General features: G+C 59.5%; 19 protein-coding genes. 8 read left to right on the top strand and 11 right to left on the bottom strand.

Going from position 1 to position 18,639, the window contains the following annotated elements:
* Positions 1-4 precede the first annotated feature (4 nt).
* The 6 genes from HMPREF2996_RS02130 (at position 5) to HMPREF2996_RS12940 (ending at position 4,808) form a co-directional block, all read left to right on the top strand.
* A complete protein-coding gene (locus HMPREF2996_RS02130; RefSeq protein ID WP_070711409.1) occupies positions 5-1,006 on the top strand; it encodes an alpha/beta hydrolase in 1,002 nt (333 codons plus the stop codon).
* 56 nt (positions 1,007-1,062) lie between these two features.
* On the top strand, positions 1,063-2,448 hold the full coding sequence (gene mtr / locus HMPREF2996_RS02125; protein WP_070729850.1) for a mycothione reductase: 1,386 nt from the start codon (positions 1,063-1,065) through the stop codon (positions 2,446-2,448).
* Positions 2,449-2,789: 341 nt separating this feature from the next.
* Entirely contained in the window at positions 2,790-3,227 is a 438-nt protein-coding gene (locus HMPREF2996_RS02120; RefSeq protein ID WP_070445621.1) for a hypothetical protein, read from the top strand.
* A 41-nt stretch (positions 3,228-3,268) separates the two neighbouring features.
* Positions 3,269-3,667 (top strand): hypothetical protein, encoded by a 399-nt coding sequence (locus HMPREF2996_RS02115; protein ID WP_070445619.1) that lies wholly within the window; start codon positions 3,269-3,271, stop codon positions 3,665-3,667.
* Positions 3,668-3,971: 304 nt separating this feature from the next.
* Positions 3,972-4,325, top strand: coding sequence for a hypothetical protein (locus tag HMPREF2996_RS02110; RefSeq protein WP_070643849.1), 354 nt, complete (start codon positions 3,972-3,974; stop codon positions 4,323-4,325).
* 48 nt (positions 4,326-4,373) lie between these two features.
* On the top strand, positions 4,374-4,808 hold the full coding sequence (locus HMPREF2996_RS12940; RefSeq protein ID WP_246822968.1) for a hypothetical protein: 435 nt from the start codon (positions 4,374-4,376) through the stop codon (positions 4,806-4,808).
* A 122-nt stretch (positions 4,809-4,930) separates the two neighbouring features.
* Here the strand turns inward: HMPREF2996_RS12940 and map are convergent, their stop codons facing one another.
* From map to dxr, 5 genes are all read right to left on the bottom strand, one after another.
* The gene (map, locus tag HMPREF2996_RS02100; RefSeq protein WP_070527034.1) at positions 4,931-5,800 is read right to left on the bottom strand and encodes a type I methionyl aminopeptidase; all 870 of its coding nucleotides are present in this window, start codon (positions 5,798-5,800) and stop codon (positions 4,931-4,933) included.
* A gap of 69 nt (positions 5,801-5,869) precedes the next feature.
* Entirely contained in the window at positions 5,870-7,720 is a 1,851-nt protein-coding gene (locus tag HMPREF2996_RS02095; protein ID WP_070729848.1) for a penicillin-binding transpeptidase domain-containing protein, read from the bottom strand.
* 57 nt (positions 7,721-7,777) lie between these two features.
* The gene (gene ispG / locus HMPREF2996_RS02090; protein ID WP_070445607.1) at positions 7,778-8,941 is read right to left on the bottom strand and encodes a flavodoxin-dependent (E)-4-hydroxy-3-methylbut-2-enyl-diphosphate synthase; all 1,164 of its coding nucleotides are present in this window, start codon (positions 8,939-8,941) and stop codon (positions 7,778-7,780) included.
* Positions 8,942-9,018: 77 nt separating this feature from the next.
* Positions 9,019-10,227, bottom strand: a complete 1,209-nt coding sequence (locus HMPREF2996_RS02085) for a M50 family metallopeptidase (protein ID WP_070729846.1) — start codon at positions 10,225-10,227, stop codon at positions 9,019-9,021.
* Positions 10,228-10,242: 15 nt separating this feature from the next.
* Entirely contained in the window at positions 10,243-11,409 is a 1,167-nt protein-coding gene (dxr, locus tag HMPREF2996_RS02080; protein ID WP_070729844.1) for a 1-deoxy-D-xylulose-5-phosphate reductoisomerase, read from the bottom strand.
* A 192-nt stretch (positions 11,410-11,601) separates the two neighbouring features.
* Between dxr and HMPREF2996_RS02075 the strand changes: the two genes are divergently transcribed.
* Complete coding sequence (locus HMPREF2996_RS02075; protein WP_070520063.1) at positions 11,602-12,051, top strand: DUF2631 domain-containing protein; 450 nt, start codon at positions 11,602-11,604, stop codon at positions 12,049-12,051.
* An 89-nt stretch (positions 12,052-12,140) separates the two neighbouring features.
* Here HMPREF2996_RS02075 and HMPREF2996_RS02070 read toward each other — a convergent pair whose 3' ends face one another.
* The 3 genes from HMPREF2996_RS02070 to rlmN all read right to left on the bottom strand — a co-directional run bounded on the left by HMPREF2996_RS02070 (position 12,141) and on the right by rlmN (position 15,726).
* A complete protein-coding gene (locus HMPREF2996_RS02070; RefSeq protein ID WP_070729881.1) occupies positions 12,141-13,646 on the bottom strand; it encodes an ABC transporter permease in 1,506 nt (501 codons plus the stop codon).
* 80 nt (positions 13,647-13,726) lie between these two features.
* Positions 13,727-14,548, bottom strand: a complete 822-nt coding sequence (locus HMPREF2996_RS02065; protein WP_070729842.1) for an ABC transporter ATP-binding protein — start codon at positions 14,546-14,548, stop codon at positions 13,727-13,729.
* 71 nt (positions 14,549-14,619) lie between these two features.
* The gene (rlmN, locus tag HMPREF2996_RS02060) at positions 14,620-15,726 is read right to left on the bottom strand and encodes a dual-specificity RNA methyltransferase RlmN (RefSeq protein WP_070729880.1); all 1,107 of its coding nucleotides are present in this window, start codon (positions 15,724-15,726) and stop codon (positions 14,620-14,622) included.
* 93 nt (positions 15,727-15,819) lie between these two features.
* On the opposite strand from rlmN, the gene HMPREF2996_RS02055 reads away from it, so the two are divergent.
* The gene (locus tag HMPREF2996_RS02055) at positions 15,820-16,224 is read left to right on the top strand and encodes a LapA family protein (RefSeq protein ID WP_070729840.1); all 405 of its coding nucleotides are present in this window, start codon (positions 15,820-15,822) and stop codon (positions 16,222-16,224) included.
* Positions 16,225-16,226: 2 nt separating this feature from the next.
* Here HMPREF2996_RS02055 and HMPREF2996_RS02050 read toward each other — a convergent pair whose 3' ends face one another.
* The 3 genes from HMPREF2996_RS02050 to pyrH all read right to left on the bottom strand — a co-directional run bounded on the left by HMPREF2996_RS02050 (position 16,227) and on the right by pyrH (position 18,577).
* Positions 16,227-17,081, bottom strand: a complete 855-nt coding sequence (locus HMPREF2996_RS02050) for a phosphatidate cytidylyltransferase (RefSeq protein ID WP_198530945.1) — start codon at positions 17,079-17,081, stop codon at positions 16,227-16,229.
* A gap of 130 nt (positions 17,082-17,211) precedes the next feature.
* Entirely contained in the window at positions 17,212-17,769 is a 558-nt protein-coding gene (gene frr, locus HMPREF2996_RS02045; protein ID WP_010190379.1) for a ribosome recycling factor, read from the bottom strand.
* A gap of 70 nt (positions 17,770-17,839) precedes the next feature.
* Complete coding sequence (gene pyrH, locus HMPREF2996_RS02040) at positions 17,840-18,577, bottom strand: UMP kinase (RefSeq protein WP_010190380.1); 738 nt, start codon at positions 18,575-18,577, stop codon at positions 17,840-17,842.
* Positions 18,578-18,639 lie beyond the last annotated feature (62 nt).

Below are 18,639 nucleotides of genomic sequence, written 5' to 3'. Positions count from 1 at the left end.
TCCCATGATGCATAACGAACTCGAATGGTCAGAAGATATCCTCGGCCCCGACTTCCAGGCCGCCCCACTCGAACTCGGCACCGACCCTGACGGTGAAGGCAATGTCCGCGCGACGCTCGTGCGCTATTGCCCCCGTGGCGATGCCCATGATGACCGCCCCGCCTTACTGTGGGTCCACGGGATGACGGACTATTTCTTCCACGACCACGTGGCACGATACTTTTATGAGCTCGGCTATGCCTTCTACGCTATCGACCTGCGCAAGTGCGGACGCTCTCGACGGGACGGACAGACCTGGCATTACATCAGCGACTTGCAGTACTACGACGCTGATCTCAACGCGGCCCTCGATGCCCTCCCCAACCAGCGTGTCATCATCATGGGCCACTCCACCGCTGGCACCATCACCGCGCTCTGGCTTGATCGCCTTCGCCGCCAGGACCGTGAGCGCTTCGATCGAATCTCTGGTGTCGTGTTCAACAGCCCCTGGTTAGCCATGATGAGAATAGCGGATAAAACTTATGAGGTGCTCAAGCACGTAATCTTCGCTGGCGCCGCTATCGCTCCGCGGATCGAAATTCCCGGGGGCGATCTCACCGCCTACGGGGAATCTATCCATGCCGAGGAGCAGGGCGACTGGGATTTCGACCGTCGCCTCAAGCCACTGGGCGGGCACCCGAAATACCTGGGCTGGGTAGCAGCGGTCTTCCATGGCTTCGACGCGATCCATTCCGGCCGCATCAACATGGGACTCCCGCTGCTGACCATGACTTCAGGACGCTCCGAACTCAATCAGCCTTATAGCGAATCCTCTAACACCGCCGATGTTGTTGTGGACGTACGCCAGAGCCAGCGATGGGCCAAGGAGCTCAGCGCCCGTTACACGCTCCACGTTGTAAATAATGGGCGCCACGATCTCTTTCTTTCCCGCCCCGAGCCGCTGCAGGAAGCATTCTCCACCGCCGCGGAATGGTTGCGCGCCGTGGCCCCTCTTGAGACGGATTAGACTCGCCCACCTCGCGCTTTTCGGCCTGCACGGGTTGCGGCTAGGCAGCCTCTAGAATGGTCGGCATGACTTCCGCACAGCACTTTGACCTCGTCATCATCGGCACTGGGTCGGGAAATTCAATCCCCTCCCCTGAGTTCGACGATAAATCCATCGCCGTCATCGAAAAGGGAACCTTCGGCGGAACCTGTCTCAACGTGGGCTGCATCCCAACGAAGATGTACGTCTACGCTGCCGACGTGGCACTCGCCGCGCGCGAGGCAACCCGTCTTGGGCTCAGCGCCCACGTGGATGCTGTGGATTGGGACGGCATTGTCGAGCGCGTATTCCACAACCGCATCGATCAGATCGCCCGCGGCGGCGAAGAGTACCGCCGTGGCGAGGAAACGCCCAATATTACAGTCTTTGATCAACATGCTCGGTTCATCGGACCGAAAACCCTGCAAGCGGGCGATGACATCATCACCGGTGACAATATTGTTATTGCTACCGGCTCACGCCCTGTACTGCCCGAACCCTATGCCAGCTCTTTCGTGCCGGTCCACACCAACGAGGACATCATGCGGCTTGAGAAGCAGCCGCGTAGCCTCATCGTGGTCGGTGGCGGCTACATCGCCATGGAATTTGCCCACGTCTTCGACGGCCTGGGGACGGAAGTGACCGTGGTCAACCGCTCGGAGAAGTTCCTCCGGTTCCTTGACGAAGACTTAAGCTCCCGGTTCAACGACATCGCACGCGAACGTTTCGACGTACGCATTGGCACCGCCACAGCACTAGAGGAAACCGCAGACGGTGTACGCCTCACCTTGGATAACGGTGATGTCGTGGAGGCGGAAGCCATCCTCGTGGCCACCGGCCGCCAGCCCAACGGCGATCAGATGGATCTTTCTACCAGCGGTATTGAAATGCACGAGGACGGGCGCATCAAGGTCGACGAGTTTGGTCGCACGACCTGCGAGGGCGTGTGGGCGCTCGGCGATGTCTCCTCTCCTTACATGCTCAAGCACGTAGCCAATGCGGAGCAACGAGCGGTACAGCACAATCTGTTGCATCCTGAAGACCTCCGTCCCATGCCGCACGAGCACATCCCCGCTGCCATTTTCACCCACCCGCAAATTGCGACGGTGGGACTTACTGAGGCACAAGCCCGCGAAGAGGGCTATGACGTCACGGTGAAGGTGCAGAACTTTGGCGACGTTGCCTATGGATGGGCTATGGAAGACGCAACGGGCATCTGCAAGCTCGTGGCCGATCGTGCCACCGGCAAGCTCCTCGGCGCCCACATCATGGGCCCACAAGCGTCCACTCTTATACAGCAGTTGATCACTGCCATGGTCTACGACCTTGATATACGCGAGTTCGCTCGCTCGCAATACTGGATCCACCCGGCACTGCCAGAAGTAGTGGAAAACGCAGTTTTGGGACTAGAGTGGCAGGAGTGAAAGTTACATCGGATTGAGTGATCTTTTTCACATTGCGATTAAACTAATTTCACCAAAAGCCCTGAACCGCACTACAAGCACTTTTTAACACCAACAACATCTGTCAGCACCCTTTCAGAATTTCACCCATTTTGGGGGTGATAGCCGTGAGGGCTTAAAAGAAGACTCAAACTGACGTGCATTTTGCCTGACCGTTGGCTAGGTTAATTACAGACACCGGAACGAGCCGATACTCTCTACCGGCTCAGTGTGTTTTGGGGATACCAAAATAATCCCTATCCCTGTAAATCAAAGCCTCCTACTCTGGAGGCTTTGCACGTACGACTCTAAGGACTTTTGATATGCGTATCCGCAATGCAGCCATCGCCGGCGCTACTGCTCTCGCTGTTGCTTTCGGCGGCTCCACCGTCGCTTTCGCTGAGGACGCCAACGGCTCCGCTCAGGAGAACACCAACTCTTCCGCTTCCACCGACAACGGCTCCTCCTCCGCTGAGGACAACACCAACTCCGAGGCTTCCCTGTCCTCCAAGATTGGTGACTGGTTCTACGTTAATGAGAACGACAACAAGGGCACTGCGGCTGACGGCCGCGCCATCTTCGGCTCCTCCAAGCACGAGAACTGCGATGCTGACGAGACCGAGGAAGAGTGCACCACTCTCGGCGACCAGCCGGCTTGGGCCAAGGCTTTCTACGGCCTGGGCATCGCTAGCGCCATCGCTTCCGTAGCTGGCTTCATCGGCGTTGTGTACAACTTCTTCGTCCACGGCCCGTCCTTCTAAGACGTCTCCCTTACACACTTTTTCCGAAAGGTTTAAATTTCATGCGTAACTTCCGCACCGCTGCCGTTGCCGCTGCAACCGCCGCTTCCGTTGCTTTCGCCGGCACCTCCGTTGCCTTCGCTGCAGAGGACAACGAGACCGAGAACACCTCCTCTTCCAACCTGTCCTCCGCATACGACAAGGTCAAGGAAGACGACTCCGACGAGACCCTGTCCTCCAAGTGGGGCACCGCTACCGAGAAGGACAGGAAGGTCACCGGCGAGGACCTCTTCGGCAAGAAGCGCGCCGAGGATAACCCGCAGTGGGCTGAGATCTGGCGTGGCGGCACCTACGCTGCCCTCGGCACCGCAATTGCAGGCGCCCTGTTCGCTGCCTACAACTTCGCTGTGTACAACAACATCGTTCCGGCACACGTGCTGGACCCGATTTTCCGCCGCTAATTAAGTTGCGGGTACGCTGACTGACTCAGCGCACTTCATTAGCGCCCATCCTCGCATCGTGGGGGTGGGCGCTTTTGCATGCCTAGGCACCGATGAACTGTGGAGATACTCTAACTCTCTTAATAATTGCTGAGTGAATTGCTACAGTGGTGTGCCCGACAGGGGGATTTGGCGGCCTCAAGTAAACATCTAAGAGTGGTGCCGTTCCAGTGAATCCTGTCAATGTTTACGCTAGAATCGCTCAAGTGACTTGGGGCACCCTATAGTTACTCCAGTTCCTACGAGGTTTAAAAGGATTCACACTATGCGCATTCGCAAGGCCACCATTGCCGGTGTTACCGCTCTCGCTGTTGCATTCGGCGGCACCACCGTTGCTGCCGCTGCAGAGGGCAGCAGCAACGATTCCACTTCCAACTCTTCCGCATCCGCTGGTGAGCAGCAGGGCACCCAGAAGGCAGGCGGCTCCTCCGCACTGGGCAAGGCGCTCGAGGCTGAGAAGGAAGCCAACGGTCAGAACATCTTCGGCCAGAACTCTTCTATCTCCACCGAGCCGAAGTGGGCACAGGCCTTGGCTGGCATCGGCATCGTCGCCACCATCATCACCATCGCCGGTGGTCTGGTTGGCCCGGCACTGAACTACCTCAAGTTCGGCATGTAGTTCTCCCCTTCCCCCTTCTAACCCACTTTTTGAAAGGCTTTTCTCAAGATGCGTAAATTCCGCACCGCCGCCGTTGCTGCTGCAACCGCCGTCACCGTCGCCTTCGCTGGCACCACTGTTGCTTCCGCCGCTGAGGCCGTTGAGGGCTCCGGCCTGACCGACGCGCAGGTTCAGGAGGAGCTCAAGAAGGATGCTACTTCCTCCGAGATGTCTTCCGCACTCTCTTCTGAGGGCGAGGGCTCCCTTTCCTCCAAGCTGGGCGGCGTAACCGACGGCAACATCACCGGTAATGGTGCTGACGCCTTCGGCTCCACCAAGAACCCCTCGAAGGTTCCGCAGTGGCTGGACCTCTGGCGTGGTGGCACCATCGCTATGGTTGCCGCTGCTGCTGTTTCGTCCGCTGTTGCTGCCTACAACTACGCTGTGTACTCCGGCGTTATCCCGGACTACGTTGGCCAGGCCATCAAGAACGTCTCTTTCTAGTTCACGCTTTTACTGGCAGTACAAAGCCCTCCGCCCCACCGTGTACCGCACGGGAGGTGGAGGGCTTTGTTTCTTTTTGGCAATGTTTAGGCGCCTAGCGCTTAAACGCCTGCGCTTAAACGCTAGGCCTCATCCGGCAGGGTGAGGATCTCGTTGCCGTCATCGGTGATCACGATGGTGTGCTCGAACTGAGCGGTGAACTTTCCATCCGTGTTCTGGACGGTCCAGCCGTTATCCCAAATCTCATAATCCAGCGAGCCCAGGTTAATCATCGGCTCGATGGTCAAGGTCATTCCAGGCTCGAGGATGTCTCGGTAGGTCATGGAATCGTAGTGCAGCACAACCAACCCGTTATGGAAGGTAGGGCCTACGCCGTGCCCGGTAAAGTCAGTGACCACGTTGTAGCCAAAGCGGTGAGCATAAGACTCGATGACGCGTCCGATGACATTAATCTCACGGCCCGGCTTAGCGGCCTTAATGCCGCGCATCATCGCTTCCTTGGTGCGCTCTACCAGCAGCTTGTGTTCCTCGGTGACGTTGCCAGCAAGGAAAGTAGCGTTGGTATCGCCGTGGACACCATTCTTGAACGCAGTGACATCGATATTAACAATGTCACCGTCCTCAATCACCGTGGTATCCGGGATGCCATGGCAGACAATCTCATTGAGGGAAACACAGCAGGATTTCGGGAAACCCAGGTATCCCAGCGTCGACGGATATGCGCCGTGGTCACACATGTACTCGTGCGCAACGCGGTCAATCTCATCCGTGGTCACACCGGGAGCCACAGCCTTTCCCGCCTCCTGAAGGGCGTTGGCGGCAATCCGGGAGGCTTCACGCATGGCCTCAATAACCTCCGGGGTCTGCACGAATGGCTCGCCCTGAGCTTCCTGAACCGTGTCCTTCCACACGTACTCGGGGCGCTCAATATCCTTCGGTACCTTGCGGATTGGGGTATCTTTTTCTTGTTTCAGCATCGCGCGCTTAGTCATAACTACTCATGGTAGCCCTCTTCCCCAGCACCCGACAAAGAGCACCATTGGCGCGCTTATGAGCGCGCGCTACTGCTCTTGTGCGGGAGCAACCTCGCCGTGGCCTTCCGCGCGGAGGGTGTCCAGACGCTGCAAGAAATTATCAGTGATGTTGACCGAAATCGTCGAGCCACCACCCAAAACGACGAGTGTTGCGAACGCAATGTCATCATCCCGGAATCCGGTGAACCAGGCGTGCGAGCCGCCGTTGATTTCCGCCTCACCGGTCTTGCCGTAGACGGTCCCCTGGGCCTGCATTCCTGCGGCGGTACCGCTCGCCACTACTTGGCGCATCATGTCACGCACGTGAGCCAGGGTTTCCTCGCTGGGCGCGGGGACCTCCTCGGAAACCTTGGTTTCGCGTGACTCGATGAGCGTTGGCGTCGGGGTCTTGCCTGCCGCAACTGTCGAAGAGACAAGGGCCATGCCAAAGGGAGACACAAGGTCCAGGCCCTGACCATAGCCAGCTTCCGTGCGCTCCAGAGGAGTCTCGCCCTCGGGGACGGAGCCGGTAAGCGTCGACAGCCCCGGCACCTCATAGTCGATGCCTAAGCCATATTGCTTGCCCACATCGCGCAGCTCTCCCTTCGGCAGGTCCGTCGAGATCTGCGCGAAGGTGGTGTTACAAGATTGCGCGAAGGCTTGGCGCAGCGGCACCGAGCCGAGGGAGAAACCGTTGTAGTTGGTCACGGTTCGCCCATACAGGTCCATGGTTCCGGGGCACGGCACGATGGAGTCTGGCGAAAGGCCTTGCTTGTCGACGCCCGCCGAGGCCGTAATGATCTTAAACACCGATCCGGGAGGGAACTGTCCTTGGAGGGCAATATCGCCCTTCTTATCCGCTTCTGGAGTTTGGGCCACGGCAAGAATCTCGCCCGTCGAGGGGCGCATGGCCACGATCATGGCCTCGTACTCGGGGCGCAGATTGACCGCTTCTTGAGCGGCACGCTGGACGTCATAGTCCAGCGAAACTTTGACGGAAGGGGCTGCCTCGGGTTCGTGATACTCGACGTCGGAAAGCGCGGCGCCGTGCTCGTTGACTACCGAGACGGACCAACCATTAGTCCCGTCGACCTCCTCAGAGACCATCGTCCGCACGCGGGCGAGGATATCCGGGGCCAATCCAGAATCGCGCGTGATAAGCGCGGGCTCCTCGTTGAAGCGAATCCCCTTCTGGTTCTCCAGGACTGGGCGCAGCCGCGCTGCCTGAGCCTCATTGAGCATGGTGACCGAATAAGCACCATCGACTTCTTCGAGATTCTTGGCGAGCTCTCCGGAATCAATGTCGGGGAAGGAATCATCCTCCCGGTGCGCCTGGCTCAGCGCGCCGGACACTTTCGCGGCGACGGGGCGGGGATCGTCGACGGCGTCGGTGTCGACGACGAGCCGGTATTGCAAGCCCGGAGACATGAGTTCCACCCCATCGGAGGAGACCACGCCGGCGCGTTTCGGCGCTATTGAGCGCAATTCGAGGTGTTGGTGCGCGCCGAGATCAGGATGGATAATGCTGGGCTGCCAGCGAACCGTCCAGTCTTTCTCCTTGCGGGTCAAGGCCATCGAGGTGTCATAGCGCAAGGAACGATTGCGCGGCAGGTTCCACGTCACCGAATAGTGCGCGGTGGCTTGGGCCTCTTGCTGATCAACCCCGGTCAATTCAACGTCGAGCCCCTCTGCTTGCAGGCCCGCGAAGGTTGCGTCAAGAGTGTTCGTGGCGGTCGTGCCATCATCGACAAGCTGCGCCAAGTCCTTGTTATTGCGGGTTTCCATGTCTTCCAGGAATTGCTCAGCAACTGGGCGCGCGGACACCGGCTTGGGGGTGCACCCCACCAATGACGACGCCGCGATGCTTGCCGCACCGAGCAGCGCCACGAACTTCTTCATGATTGGGCAGCGTAGCAGCCAAGGGCGGCCCGACGGCCGCCCCACACCGCAGGTGGACTACTTGGTAACGCGAACCTCAGCCTTGGCGCCTTCCACGGCTTCCAAGCCCTGCTCTTCTGCCAGACGCATTGCCTCTTCGATGAGCGTTTCCACAATCTTGGATTCAGGAACGGTCTTGATGACCTCACCCTTAACGAAGATCTGGCCTTTGCCGTTACCGGAAGCTACACCGAGGTCCGCATCGCGGGCCTCACCTGGGCCATTCACCACGCAGCCCATGACGGCCACGCGCAGCGGGAATTCCATACCGTCAAGGCCCTCAGTGACTTCGTTGGCCAGCTTGTACACGTCCACCTGTGCGCGACCACAGGACGGGCAGGAGACAATCTCCAGCTTACGCGGGCGCAAGTTGAGGGACTGCAGAATCTGGTCGCCGACCTTGATCTCCTCGACCGGGTCCGCGGACAAGGACACGCGGATGGTGTCACCGATGCCTTCGGCAAGCAGGGCGCCGAAAGCGACCGAAGACTTGATGGTGCCCTGGAATGCGGGGCCGGCCTCGGTAACACCGAGGTGCAGCGGGTAGTCACACTGAGCGGCGAGCTGGCGGTAGGCCTCCACCATGACGACCGGGTCATTGTGCTTCACGGAAATGGCGATATCGCCATAACCGTGCTCCTCAAAGAGGCCAGCCTCCCACAGTGCGGATTCAACAAGAGCCTCCGGGGTGGCCTTGCCGTACTTCTCCATGATGCGCTTGTCCAGGGAGCCTGCGTTAACGCCAATGCGAATCGGAATACCAGCATCGCCGGCTGCCTTTGCTACCTCCTTGACGCGGCCATCAAATTCCTTGATGTTGCCCGGGTTGACGCGGACAGCGGCACAGCCGGCATCGATGGCGGCGAAGATGTACTTGGGCTGGAAGTGAATATCGGCAATCACCGGGATCGGAGACTTCTGCGCAATTGCCGGCAAAGCCTCCGCATCCACCGTCTTCGGACAAGCCACGCGAACGATATCGCAGCCACTGGCGGTCAGCTGAGCAATCTGCTGAAGGGTGGCGTTGACGTCATGCGTCTTCGTCGTGGTCATCGACTGCACGGAGATGGGGTGGTCAGAGCCCACGCCAACCTGGCCAACCATGAGCTGACGCGTCTTGCGGCGCGGCGCCAAGGTGGGGGGTGGGCCGTCGGGAATACCAAGACCAATAGGGGTCGACATGTGTGCTCCTTGCTAATTGGGTTTTAACGCCCCTACTCTAGCACCGCGCACGACAGCGGGAGCAGGCAGCTAGATCACTAGCCAAACAGCCGAATTGGGTTGACCACGTCCGCAATCATGATGAGCGCACCCACCGCCATCAGAACAAAAGCCAGCGCATAGGTCACCGGCATGAGCTTGGTGTAATCCGCCGGCCCCTTCGGTTCCTTGCCCATAAGACGGCGCAGGGCATCACGAATCTTCTCGTAGAAAATGACGGCGATGTGACCGCCGTCAAAAGGCGGAAGCGGAATGAGGTTGAACAGCGCGAGGAAGAAATTGAGGGTGGCCAGCATCATAAAGAAGGAGGACCACAGGCTTCGCTCGACCAACTCGCCGCCCACGCGGGAGGCACCCACCACGGACATGGGCCCGTTGACGTCACGCTCCTGCCCGAAGATAGAAGCCACCACACCCGGAATCTTTGCCGGGAATTGGGCGATGCCCTGGACGGTGGCGTTCAAGGCATTTCCCGAATAGCGAGCGGTGGCCGGGATAGCGTCGACAAAGGAGTAGGTCTCCCTGATATCGATAATCTGGTTGGTCATGCCGATGGCGCCGACCTTCACCAGCTGCCCCTCCGCGTTGAGCCGGGTCACTGTTGCAAGCGTGATATCGAAATCACGCGGTGCACCATCCCGCTCGACGGTAAGGGTGACGGTGTCACCGGGGTAGTTCATGACGGTATCGCGAAGCTGCGCGAAGGAGTCCATCGTTTCGCCGTTGAGCGCGACAACGATATCCTCTGGTTCCACACCCGCTTCGCCGGCTGGGCCCAGCCCCTGGCAGGGTTCTAATTCGCCCTCGGCATTCTGATTCGCGGCACAGGAGACCTCCCCTACACGCGGGCGAACATCCGCGTCTGGGTTGGGCAAGCCCGTGGTCATTGCGATCATCAACAGGATAATGAATCCCAACAGCAGGTTGACTGTGATACCACCGGCCAGCACGATGATGCGCTGCCACGCCGGCTTTTTGTACATGGCATAGGGCGCTTCTTCCTCCGTGAGGAACTCATCCTGCGCCGTCATGCCCGCGATATCGCAAAAGCCACCTACCGGAAATGCCGCAAGGCCATACTCGGTGTGGCCACGTGTAAAAGAGGCGACGCGCGGCCCAAAACCGATGAAGTAACGCCGCACCCGCATCCCGAAGGCACGGGCAGTAAACATGTGGCCTGCCTCGTGTAAGGCAACGGTGATGCCGATCCCCACAGCGAAGAGGATAATACCGAGGACATGTGCCATAAACTACGGGGCTTTCTAACGAGCGAGCGAATCCACCATCGCATTAGCGCGACGGCGGGCCTCACCTTCCACGGCGAGGACATCATCGACGCTAGAGGGTACACCAGCAAACTCTGAGGCCTGCCCCACGACGTGGCTAACCACGTCCACAATTTCCGGGAAGTGAATACGGCCCGCCAGGAAAGCAGCTGCTGCCTCCTCGTTCGCGGCGTTATATACGGCAGCGTGGGTGCCTCCGGCAGCGGCCACCTCACGGGCAAGGCGGACGGCCGGGAAGGCTTCGTCATCGAGCGGCTCGAAGCGCCACTCATGCGCGGTGGAAAAGTCCAGCGCCGGCTGCGCGCCTGGCACGCGGTGCGGCCAGTCCAGTGCCAAGGAGATCGGGAGCTTCATCGACGGCGGGGAGCATTGTGCAATCGTGCAGCCATCGGTGAAGGTGGCCATGGAATGCACGATGGATTGGGGGTGGACGGTGACGTCAATGAGGTCCGGGTGGACGTCGAAAAGCAGCGTCGCCTCGATGAGCTCCAGCCCCTTATTCACCAAAGTCGCCGAATTCAGGGTGTTCATCTGCCCCATCGACCACGTCGGGTGCTGTGCTGCCTGCTGTGGGGTGACATCCCACATCTCCTCGCGTCCCCACCCGCGGAAAGGACCACCGGAGGCGGTGAGTACGAGGTGCTCAAGCTCCACGCCGCTGCCTGCGCGCAGGCACTGCGCCATGGCGGAATGCTCGGAATCCACCGGGATGATCTGGCCCTCCCCCGCCAAGCGGGTCACGATGGAACCACCGGCAACGAGGGATTCTTTGTTCGCCAACGCCAATGGTTCGCCCTTCTCCAAGGTGGCGATGGTGGCGGCCAAGCCCATGGAGCCCACAAGCGCGTTGAGGACCTTATCGGCGTCCACTGCCTTGACCAGCTCCTCGGCAGAGTCTGGACCCGAGAGCACGGTGCCACCGAGGGCGTCGGAAACGGTGCGTGCCGCATCGGGCTTGGCGACGGCCACGTGGTCAAACGAAAGGTTGAGGGCACGAGCCTGCTCAATGACGAGCTGTGGGTTGGAACCGCCGGCGGCGATACCCACGACTGTGAATTTATCGGGATTATCCGCAATAACGTCCAGAGCCTGGGTGCCAATCGAGCCAGTAGAGCCGAGAATAAGAATGCGTTGGGTATTCACCCTGTCAACCCTAGCTGGTCAACCTAAGCAAGAGTCGTGAGCGCTGCACTAGCGATAGTCGGGGGTGTTTAATCGCGGTTATCGGCAGGATCATTTAAACTACTACACAGAATAACTGGCATTTTTCGTGCGCTCGCTCGAATCAATGAGTTCTAAGCAGGGTGAGCTGCATGTACACGCAAAGGAGAGCAAGTGTCTTCCCACAAGCCGGCATCGCAGGTTTTCGACGGCGTATCCACCGATGACGTCCCGTCCGCAGGTTTTGGTTGGTCCCGGATCAGCCGCTCGGGCGTACAGATCGCTGGTTGGACGTCCGTCGTGTTCCTGCTTGCTTATAACTTTGGTAACCACAAGGGCCACGTGGAGACGATTTGGCTCTTCGCCCTGGCAATCCTGATTGCCCTTGGTTTGGTCATTTACGCTCTGCAGCCAAAGCTCTCCCAGGTACGCACCCTGACCGCCCGTAACAAGCCGGTAGGCCACGAGGAGCCGGACTGGGCATATGAGCAGAAGACTGTTCACAACGTCTACGCTTCCCTGACCGATGATGAGCTGCGCGCCCTCAACATTGAGCCTTCCCGCGTTGCTCACCTCCGCGGTGTTTCCGAAGGCCGCCACGCTGCCAAGCCGGTGACCAACTAAAGCTTCTTCGCTTTAAACGAAGCTCCCTCTCCTACCAGTTCAAACCTTGAACTGGTAGGAGAGGGAGCTTTTTCTATCTGTCCTGCCCCCTAACTCACATAGCGATTCACCGTGGCATAGATTTCCGGCGTCCGCTCTTGTGCCCTGTTTCCGGCGAACCGCCAGACCCCGGCGTAGACAAGAGCCGGAACCAGCAGCGAAACTATCATTGCGACAAACAACAGTGATCCGCCACGCTCGTAAGCGAGGACAGAGATCACAATGCCGGGAAGCGCGGGCACCCACACCAACAGCATGCCGACAAACGCAGTGAGGAAAGCACCAGCAGAATAGCCAGACTTATCGTTCCACCGGTTCTGCCCAGGAGCGGACAAGGGATAAGGGTTCAGCACGGTCAGGCCCAAGCCCACCGCCGCCGTAGAGATAAACACGCCTACGGCCACAGCTGTGCACAACAAGCCCAAGGTGAAGTTGTCACTAAAGACAAGAACCACTACGGCAAGCAGAACGAACCCAAGAAAAGGAATAGTCACGTGTGCGAGGTGGCGCGCATGAAGGATGGTGCGTGGGGCAACCGGCGCCACCATGTGGACCCAATTCGATGGCCCATCGAAGCCATAATCATTAGCCAAGAGCGAAGAGAGCACGATGGCGCTGAAACAGAGCATAAAATAGGCGGTGAAATCATCGCCCCGCCACAACTGATAGAGCGTCAGCACACCAAACAGAGGCATCATATACAGCATGCCCGTTTGCCGCTTATCACGGGTGAGATAACGCAACGCGCGGGTATATTCCATCGCCGCAGGGCTGGAATAAGACCACGCGCCCAGCTCCAACTTGGACACGCCCTTTCCTGTCACCTCGCTGGCTACGTCACCACCCGCTCCCGGATTGCGCATGAGGCTGGATATCTGGCGCGACCACACCCAGCCCAGCAGGCCAAGGCTGGCCGCCGCGATCAGTAGTTGGGCTAGGGCGGTGAGGAAGTGGCCGTCGGCAAGCGCGGGCGCCCACCCCACCCCGGCACCCAACGGGGTCCAGGCCATGATGGCGCCGACCCTATCAAGCGGTGGCAAGGACTCGAGGACGCTCTGCGCTTGCAGCACGCCAAAGACCAGCAGGCCCATCACGATCATCGCCGCGATCTGGGTGCGGGATTTCTGGGAATCCGCGATGGCAGAAGCCACTTGACCAAGGCATTCGCCGAAGATGATGGTCGTCACGCACGATAAAACCATGCCCACGGCGAAGGGCGCTGCAGCCCACCCGGGCCCCGTCAGGATGAGGAAAATGCTGCCGATGATCGCATACACCAGGGAAAAGACGACCGACATGATGGCACGGGTGGTCAGCAGGCCGGCAAAGAACAAGCCCGGAAGGACCTCGCGGGGAGTCAACGGAAGTGCGCCCAGAGTTGTCGGACTCAATTGGTTCTCCCCCGCCGGCATGAAGAGAGCGAGGAGAACGTAGATGAGCATGCCGCCTGCCACCCCGACGGTCAGCGCTTGGTAACCGTGGCCCGGGGTGGTGATATCGGAATACACCATGAATGCGAGCGACAAGAGGCCGATCGCCCCGTAAATCAGCATCATGAGCCCCATCATGAGCGTCGCCGGATTGGAGGAAACGCTTCGCCACCACAGAGTGCGATGAAGGCTGAACAGAGTGGATGTCATTCGCGCTCACCTGCCGCTGGCGAGCGCAGCCACCCAAACTTCGAGGCATCCAGATCCCGTCCGCCGACGGCAGCGATAAATAGATCGCTCAGGCTTTGGCCCTGGCGGACATCGTCAACGTGTCCCGCAGTGATGACTTGGCCGCCGTTGATGATGGCGACGTGATCACACAGCCCCTCGACGAGCTCCATGACGTGTGAAGACAAAATGACTGTTCCGCCACGCGAGGCATAGGCGCGCAGCATCTGCTGGATAAGGCGTCCAGAGACCGGATCCACTGCTTCCAGCGGCTCATCCAAGATGAGCACCTCTGGGTTGTGCAGGACGGCTCCTGCTAAGAGGATCTTCTTGGTCATGCCGGCGGAATAATCCGCGATGCGCTTATCGGCGGCATCGGAGAGGGAGAGGGCGTCGAGAAGCTCCTGCGCACGGCGCAGCGACTCGGTGCGCTCCAGTTTGTGCAAAGCACCGAGGTAGTGCAAATACTCCGCGCCCGTGAGGCGATCAAAGACCGGTGCCCCATCCATGAGCAAGCCCATGGCCTGCTTGGCGGGAATGGGCTCCTCCCACACATTGTGACCAGCGATGAAGCTCTGGCCCGAATCGGGGCGCTGGAGACCACAGGCCATGGTCAACATCGTGGTTTTACCCGCGCCATTCGGCCCCACTATCCCGTAAATGGAACCGCGCGGGACGTCCAGGTTGAGGTGGTTAACGGCGATCTGAGAACCAAAGGACTTACGCAAATCGCGCACAGCCAGAGCCTGGGTGCGCGGATCAGCGGCTAAGTCCTCACGATAAGGATGAGTCATAAGCATTAACGGTATCAAGAACCATTAATTCTTTGTTCTCCGGAAAAACTATTGTTAGGAAACTGTAAGCAGGGCCCTTACGCGGTCTCGCGCTCATCAGCGGCGAGCTGGCCACAAGCCGCAGCGATTTCATCACCCTTGGTATCACGCACGGTGCAGGGCACGCCCTGCGCGATGACGCGGCGAACGAACTCGTCCTGGCGCGCCTTCGGGGCAGCGTCCCACTCCGAGCCTGGTGTGGGGTTGAGCGGAATGACGTTGACGTGGACCTTAGAGCCCAGTGCCGCATGCAGCTTCCGGCCCAGCATGTCGGCGCGGAAATCCTGATCGTTCTTATCGCGGATCAACGCATACTCGATGGACACGCGGCGGCCCGACTTATCGGCGTAGTACTTAGCGGCATCGAGCACTTCTTCAACCGGCCAGCGGTTGTTAACCGGCACGAGGGTATCGCGCAGTTCGTCGTCCGGGGTGTGCAGGGAGACTGCGAGGGTGCAGGATAAATCCTCATCCGCGAGCTTACGGATGGCCGGTGCCAAGCCGACCGTGGACACCGTGACATTGCGCTGGGAAAGGCCGAAACCGGTGAGGTCAGAGCCGGTTATCTGGCGCACTGCATGGACCACGCGCTTGTAGTTGGCCAGCGGCTCGCCCATACCCATGAAGACAACGTTGCTTAGGCGCCCGCCTTCTTCTTCCATGAGGCGAGCAGCGTGCCTAAACTGCTCCACGATTTCCGCGGTGGACAGGTTGCGATCCAAACCTCCCTGGCCGGTGGCGCAGAATGGGCAGGCCATGCCGCAGCCAGCCTGGGAGGAGATACACAGGGTGGCGCGACCTGGGTAGCGCATGAGCACGGACTCCAACAGGGTGCTATCGTGCAAACGCCACAGGGACTTGGTGGTTTCCCCATCGTCGGTGGAGGTTTGCCGAATGGGCTCCATGAGCGTGGGGAACAAACGCTCCTGGACCGCCTCGCGGGCGGCGGCCGGGATATCCGTCATCTCGGAAACATCGGCGGTGTGGTGGACGTAGTAGTGCTTGGCCAGCTGCTTTGCCCGGAACTTGGGAAGGCCAAGTTCCGCGAGCACCTCAATGCGCTCGGCCTCGGTCAAGTCCGCGAAGTGCTTCGGGGGTAGCCCGCGGCGCGGAGCGGAGAAATTCAGTTTCAGTGGTTCAGCCATGGTAGAGCCCATTTTCCACGTTTTCGGCCACATTATCCAATCTAAGCTCTGCTGGAGTGGCGAAAGTGACATCTCAACCTATTTAATAGATGCATGACGAATCCAGAAAACTCCCCTGAGGAATTCCGTACCACCACCCCGGCCGAGGAGCCGCTGACTGATTACACCGCGGAAGCCCCCGCCACCGAAGGCTCAGTAGAGCCAGTTCCAACCACGCCGGATTATGAGAACAAGAATGATGGCAAGGTGAAGGGCTCCTTCGCTGCCAGCACGTGGATTGCCCTGATCGTGGGCTTCCTGCTGCTCATCGTCCTCATCATCTTCATCCTGCAGAACCAACACCAGGTACCGCTGAACTTCCTTAACTGGTCCGTCCAGTTCCCGGCGGGCGTCACCTACCTCATCTGCGCCATCGCCGGTGCTCTCATCATGGCCCTCGTTGGCGGCTGGCGCATGTTCGAGCTGCGCCGCCAGGTACGCAAGCAGGCTCGCCGCTAAACCTAAGGTGCAAGGGTGGTGAGGAAGCTCATCGCCACCCAGGTCACCATCGCGGAGGGCAGCATGCCGTCTAAGCGATCCATGATGCCGCCGTGCCCCGGCAGCAAGGCGGACATATCTTTGATTCCCAGTTCGCGCTTGAACTGGGATTCCACTAAGTCACCGAGAGTGGCGCAGAAAACCAGCCCCAAGCCCATCAGCGCGCCTACCCACGGCTTGTGGTGAAGAAGGAATGCGAAAGAAAGCGCACCGGTCAGGGTGCCGAAGACTACGGAGCCGGCAAAGCCTTCCCACGATTTTTTAGGGCTCACCGCAGGAGCCATGGGGTGCGAGCCAAACATCACGCCGGCGATGAAACCACCGGTGTCTGAGGCGACCACGCAGAGCATAAACACGACAATCGACGCCGTCCCCGAAGCAAACGGCGTTTCCACCCGTGAGAGCATCGCGGCAAACGTGCCGAACAAGGGGATCCACGTCAGCACGAAGATGCCCATCGACATATCGCGAAGATAGTTAATTGGCGGGCGGTGCCTGCCGTTATGGAAGAGGCGCCCAAACATGAGGGCTAGGACCGCGACCACATACACCGCAACAAGGCCCGGGGCGTTAAGAAACCACGAGACCCAGAGCATTGCCTGGCCGAGAACGATCAGCAGGGTGCGTGGGACATAGTAGGAGTGCTCCCGCAGCCGAGTCAGCACTTCCCACATGCCCAATCCCACCGCGGCGGCGACGACGAGGTACCACACAAGAGGCCCAGCCCACACCGCGAAGACGACGAGCGCGCCTAGGCCGACGCCGACGGCAATTGCCGCGGGCATGTCTCGCCCCGCAGAATTCTTGGGTTTGGGCATCCGACTCGAGTGCTCAGTGCTCACGCATGCTCCTCATCTCATCGTGGGTGGTCTGGCTCTACACAGAAAAGACCGCCGTGCTGGCCGGTGCCTGGCGCGGCGGCAAATCAAAGCTCTAAAAGTGCGGAGGCTAGACCTCCATGAGCTCCTCTTCCTTATTGGCGACGAGCTTGTCCACCTGCTCGATGTAGCCGGAGGTAATCTTTTCCATCTCCTTCTCGGCAGCGATAACCTCGTCCTCGCCGGCGTCACCATCCTTCTGCAGCTTCTTGAGCTGCTCCATCGCACGGCGACGGATATTACGGATAGCAATCTTGCCGTCCTCGCCCTTGCTCTTGGCCATCTTGACCATGTCGCGGCGGCGTTCCTCAGTGAGCTGCGGGATGGTCACGCGCAGCACCTGGCCGTCATTGGTCGGGTTCACGCCCAGATCCGAGTTACGGATTGCGTTCTCAATCTCGTTCATCACGGACTGCTCATAAGGCTTGATAAGCAGCATGCGCGGCTCTGGTACCGAGATGGTGGCCATCTGGGTAATCGGGGTCGGCACACCGTAGTACTCAGCAACCAGGCCGTTAAACATAGCCGGGTTGGCACGGCCAGTGCGGATGGTGAGCAGCTGCTCGCGGGTGTGCTCAACCGAAGCGGTCATGTGCTCTTCAGCTTCGAGCTGGATCTCGTCGATCATGAGGGTTACAACTCCCTTGAAATAGTCAAAAGTACTGGGAAAGAATTTAGCAGGTCGCGGCCTATTTGTACTAGGACTGGACCAGCGTGCCGATCTGCTCGCCGTTGACAGCGCGCTTGATATTGCCTTCCGTAAGCAGGTTGAAGACCAAAATCGGCATATTGTTGTCCATGCACAGGCTAAATGCCGTGGCATCAGCCACCTTGAGGTTCTTCTCAATGACTTCGCGCGGGGTGATTTCGGAGTACAGCTCCGCGTCCGGGTTGGTGCGCGGGTCGGCGGAGTAGACGCCGTCGACAGCCTTGGCCAGGAAGAGGACCTCCGCACCGATCTCCAGGGCGCGCTGCGCGGCGGTGGTGTCGGTGGAGAAATACGGCATGCCCATACCGGCACCGAAGATAACTACGCGGCCCTTCTCCAGGTGGCGGTCGGCGCGCAGCGGCAGGTAAGGCTCCGCAATCTGCGCCATGTTGATGGAAGTCTGCACGCGGCAGTCAATGCCTTGCTGCTTGAGGAAGTCCTGCAGCGCCAGGGAGTTCATGACGGTGCCCAACATGCCCATGTAGTCAGAGCGGGCGCGGTCCATGCCACGCTGCGAAAGCTCGGCACCGCGGAAGAAGTTACCGCCACCGATAACGACGGCGATTTCAGTCCCCTGCTTCGCCACCTCGGCGATTTGGCGGGCAACATTTTCTACAACATCAGGATCGATGCCGACCTTTCCACCGCCGAACATCTCACCGCCCAGTTTGAGCATGACTCGCTTGTATCCGGTTCGCTTCGGTTCAGGGGTAGTCACGGTCTTCATCGTCTCCTTCACGCATGGCGACGCTTCAGTTAAGCGCTTGAATAATTCTGTTCCATCTTAAC

It is taken from the genome of Corynebacterium sp. HMSC066C02, assembly GCF_001814945.1.
Lineage (GTDB): Bacteria > Actinomycetota > Actinomycetes > Mycobacteriales > Mycobacteriaceae > Corynebacterium > Corynebacterium aurimucosum.
This window is presented reverse-complemented; position numbering and strand designations above follow the sequence as displayed.

Bases quoted from the DNA above. Each gene is read 5' to 3' on its own strand.
- HMPREF2996_RS02095 (WP_070729848.1), bottom strand. From the start codon at position 7,720: ATGAAGAAGTTCGTGGCGCTGCTCGGTGCGGCAAGCATCGCGGCGTCG.
- HMPREF2996_RS02115 (WP_070445619.1), top strand. From the start codon at position 3,269: ATGCGTAACTTCCGCACCGCTGCCGTTGCCGCTGCAACCGCCGCTTCC.
- HMPREF2996_RS02065 (WP_070729842.1), bottom strand. From the start codon at position 14,548: ATGCTTATGACTCATCCTTATCGTGAGGACTTAGCCGCTGATCCGCGC.
- pyrH (WP_010190380.1), bottom strand. From the start codon at position 18,577: ATGAAGACCGTGACTACCCCTGAACCGAAGCGAACCGGATACAAGCGA.
- HMPREF2996_RS02050 (WP_198530945.1), bottom strand. From the start codon at position 17,081: ATGCCCAAACCCAAGAATTCTGCGGGGCGAGACATGCCCGCGGCAATT.
- map (WP_070527034.1), bottom strand. From the start codon at position 5,800: ATGACTAAGCGCGCGATGCTGAAACAAGAAAAAGATACCCCAATCCGC.
- frr (WP_010190379.1), bottom strand. From the start codon at position 17,769: ATGATCGACGAGATCCAGCTCGAAGCTGAAGAGCACATGACCGCTTCG.
- rlmN (WP_070729880.1), bottom strand. From the start codon at position 15,726: ATGGCTGAACCACTGAAACTGAATTTCTCCGCTCCGCGCCGCGGGCTA.
- HMPREF2996_RS02130 (WP_070711409.1), top strand. From the start codon at position 5: ATGATGCATAACGAACTCGAATGGTCAGAAGATATCCTCGGCCCCGAC.
- HMPREF2996_RS02055 (WP_070729840.1), top strand. From the start codon at position 15,820: ATGACGAATCCAGAAAACTCCCCTGAGGAATTCCGTACCACCACCCCG.
- HMPREF2996_RS02070 (WP_070729881.1), bottom strand. From the start codon at position 13,646: ATGATGCTGATTTACGGGGCGATCGGCCTCTTGTCGCTCGCATTCATG.
- HMPREF2996_RS02110 (WP_070643849.1), top strand. From the start codon at position 3,972: ATGCGCATTCGCAAGGCCACCATTGCCGGTGTTACCGCTCTCGCTGTT.
- mtr (WP_070729850.1), top strand. From the start codon at position 1,063: ATGGTCGGCATGACTTCCGCACAGCACTTTGACCTCGTCATCATCGGC.
- HMPREF2996_RS02085 (WP_070729846.1), bottom strand. From the start codon at position 10,227: ATGGCACATGTCCTCGGTATTATCCTCTTCGCTGTGGGGATCGGCATC.
- HMPREF2996_RS02120 (WP_070445621.1), top strand. From the start codon at position 2,790: ATGCGTATCCGCAATGCAGCCATCGCCGGCGCTACTGCTCTCGCTGTT.
- HMPREF2996_RS12940 (WP_246822968.1), top strand. From the start codon at position 4,374: ATGCGTAAATTCCGCACCGCCGCCGTTGCTGCTGCAACCGCCGTCACC.
- ispG (WP_070445607.1), bottom strand. From the start codon at position 8,941: ATGTCGACCCCTATTGGTCTTGGTATTCCCGACGGCCCACCCCCCACC.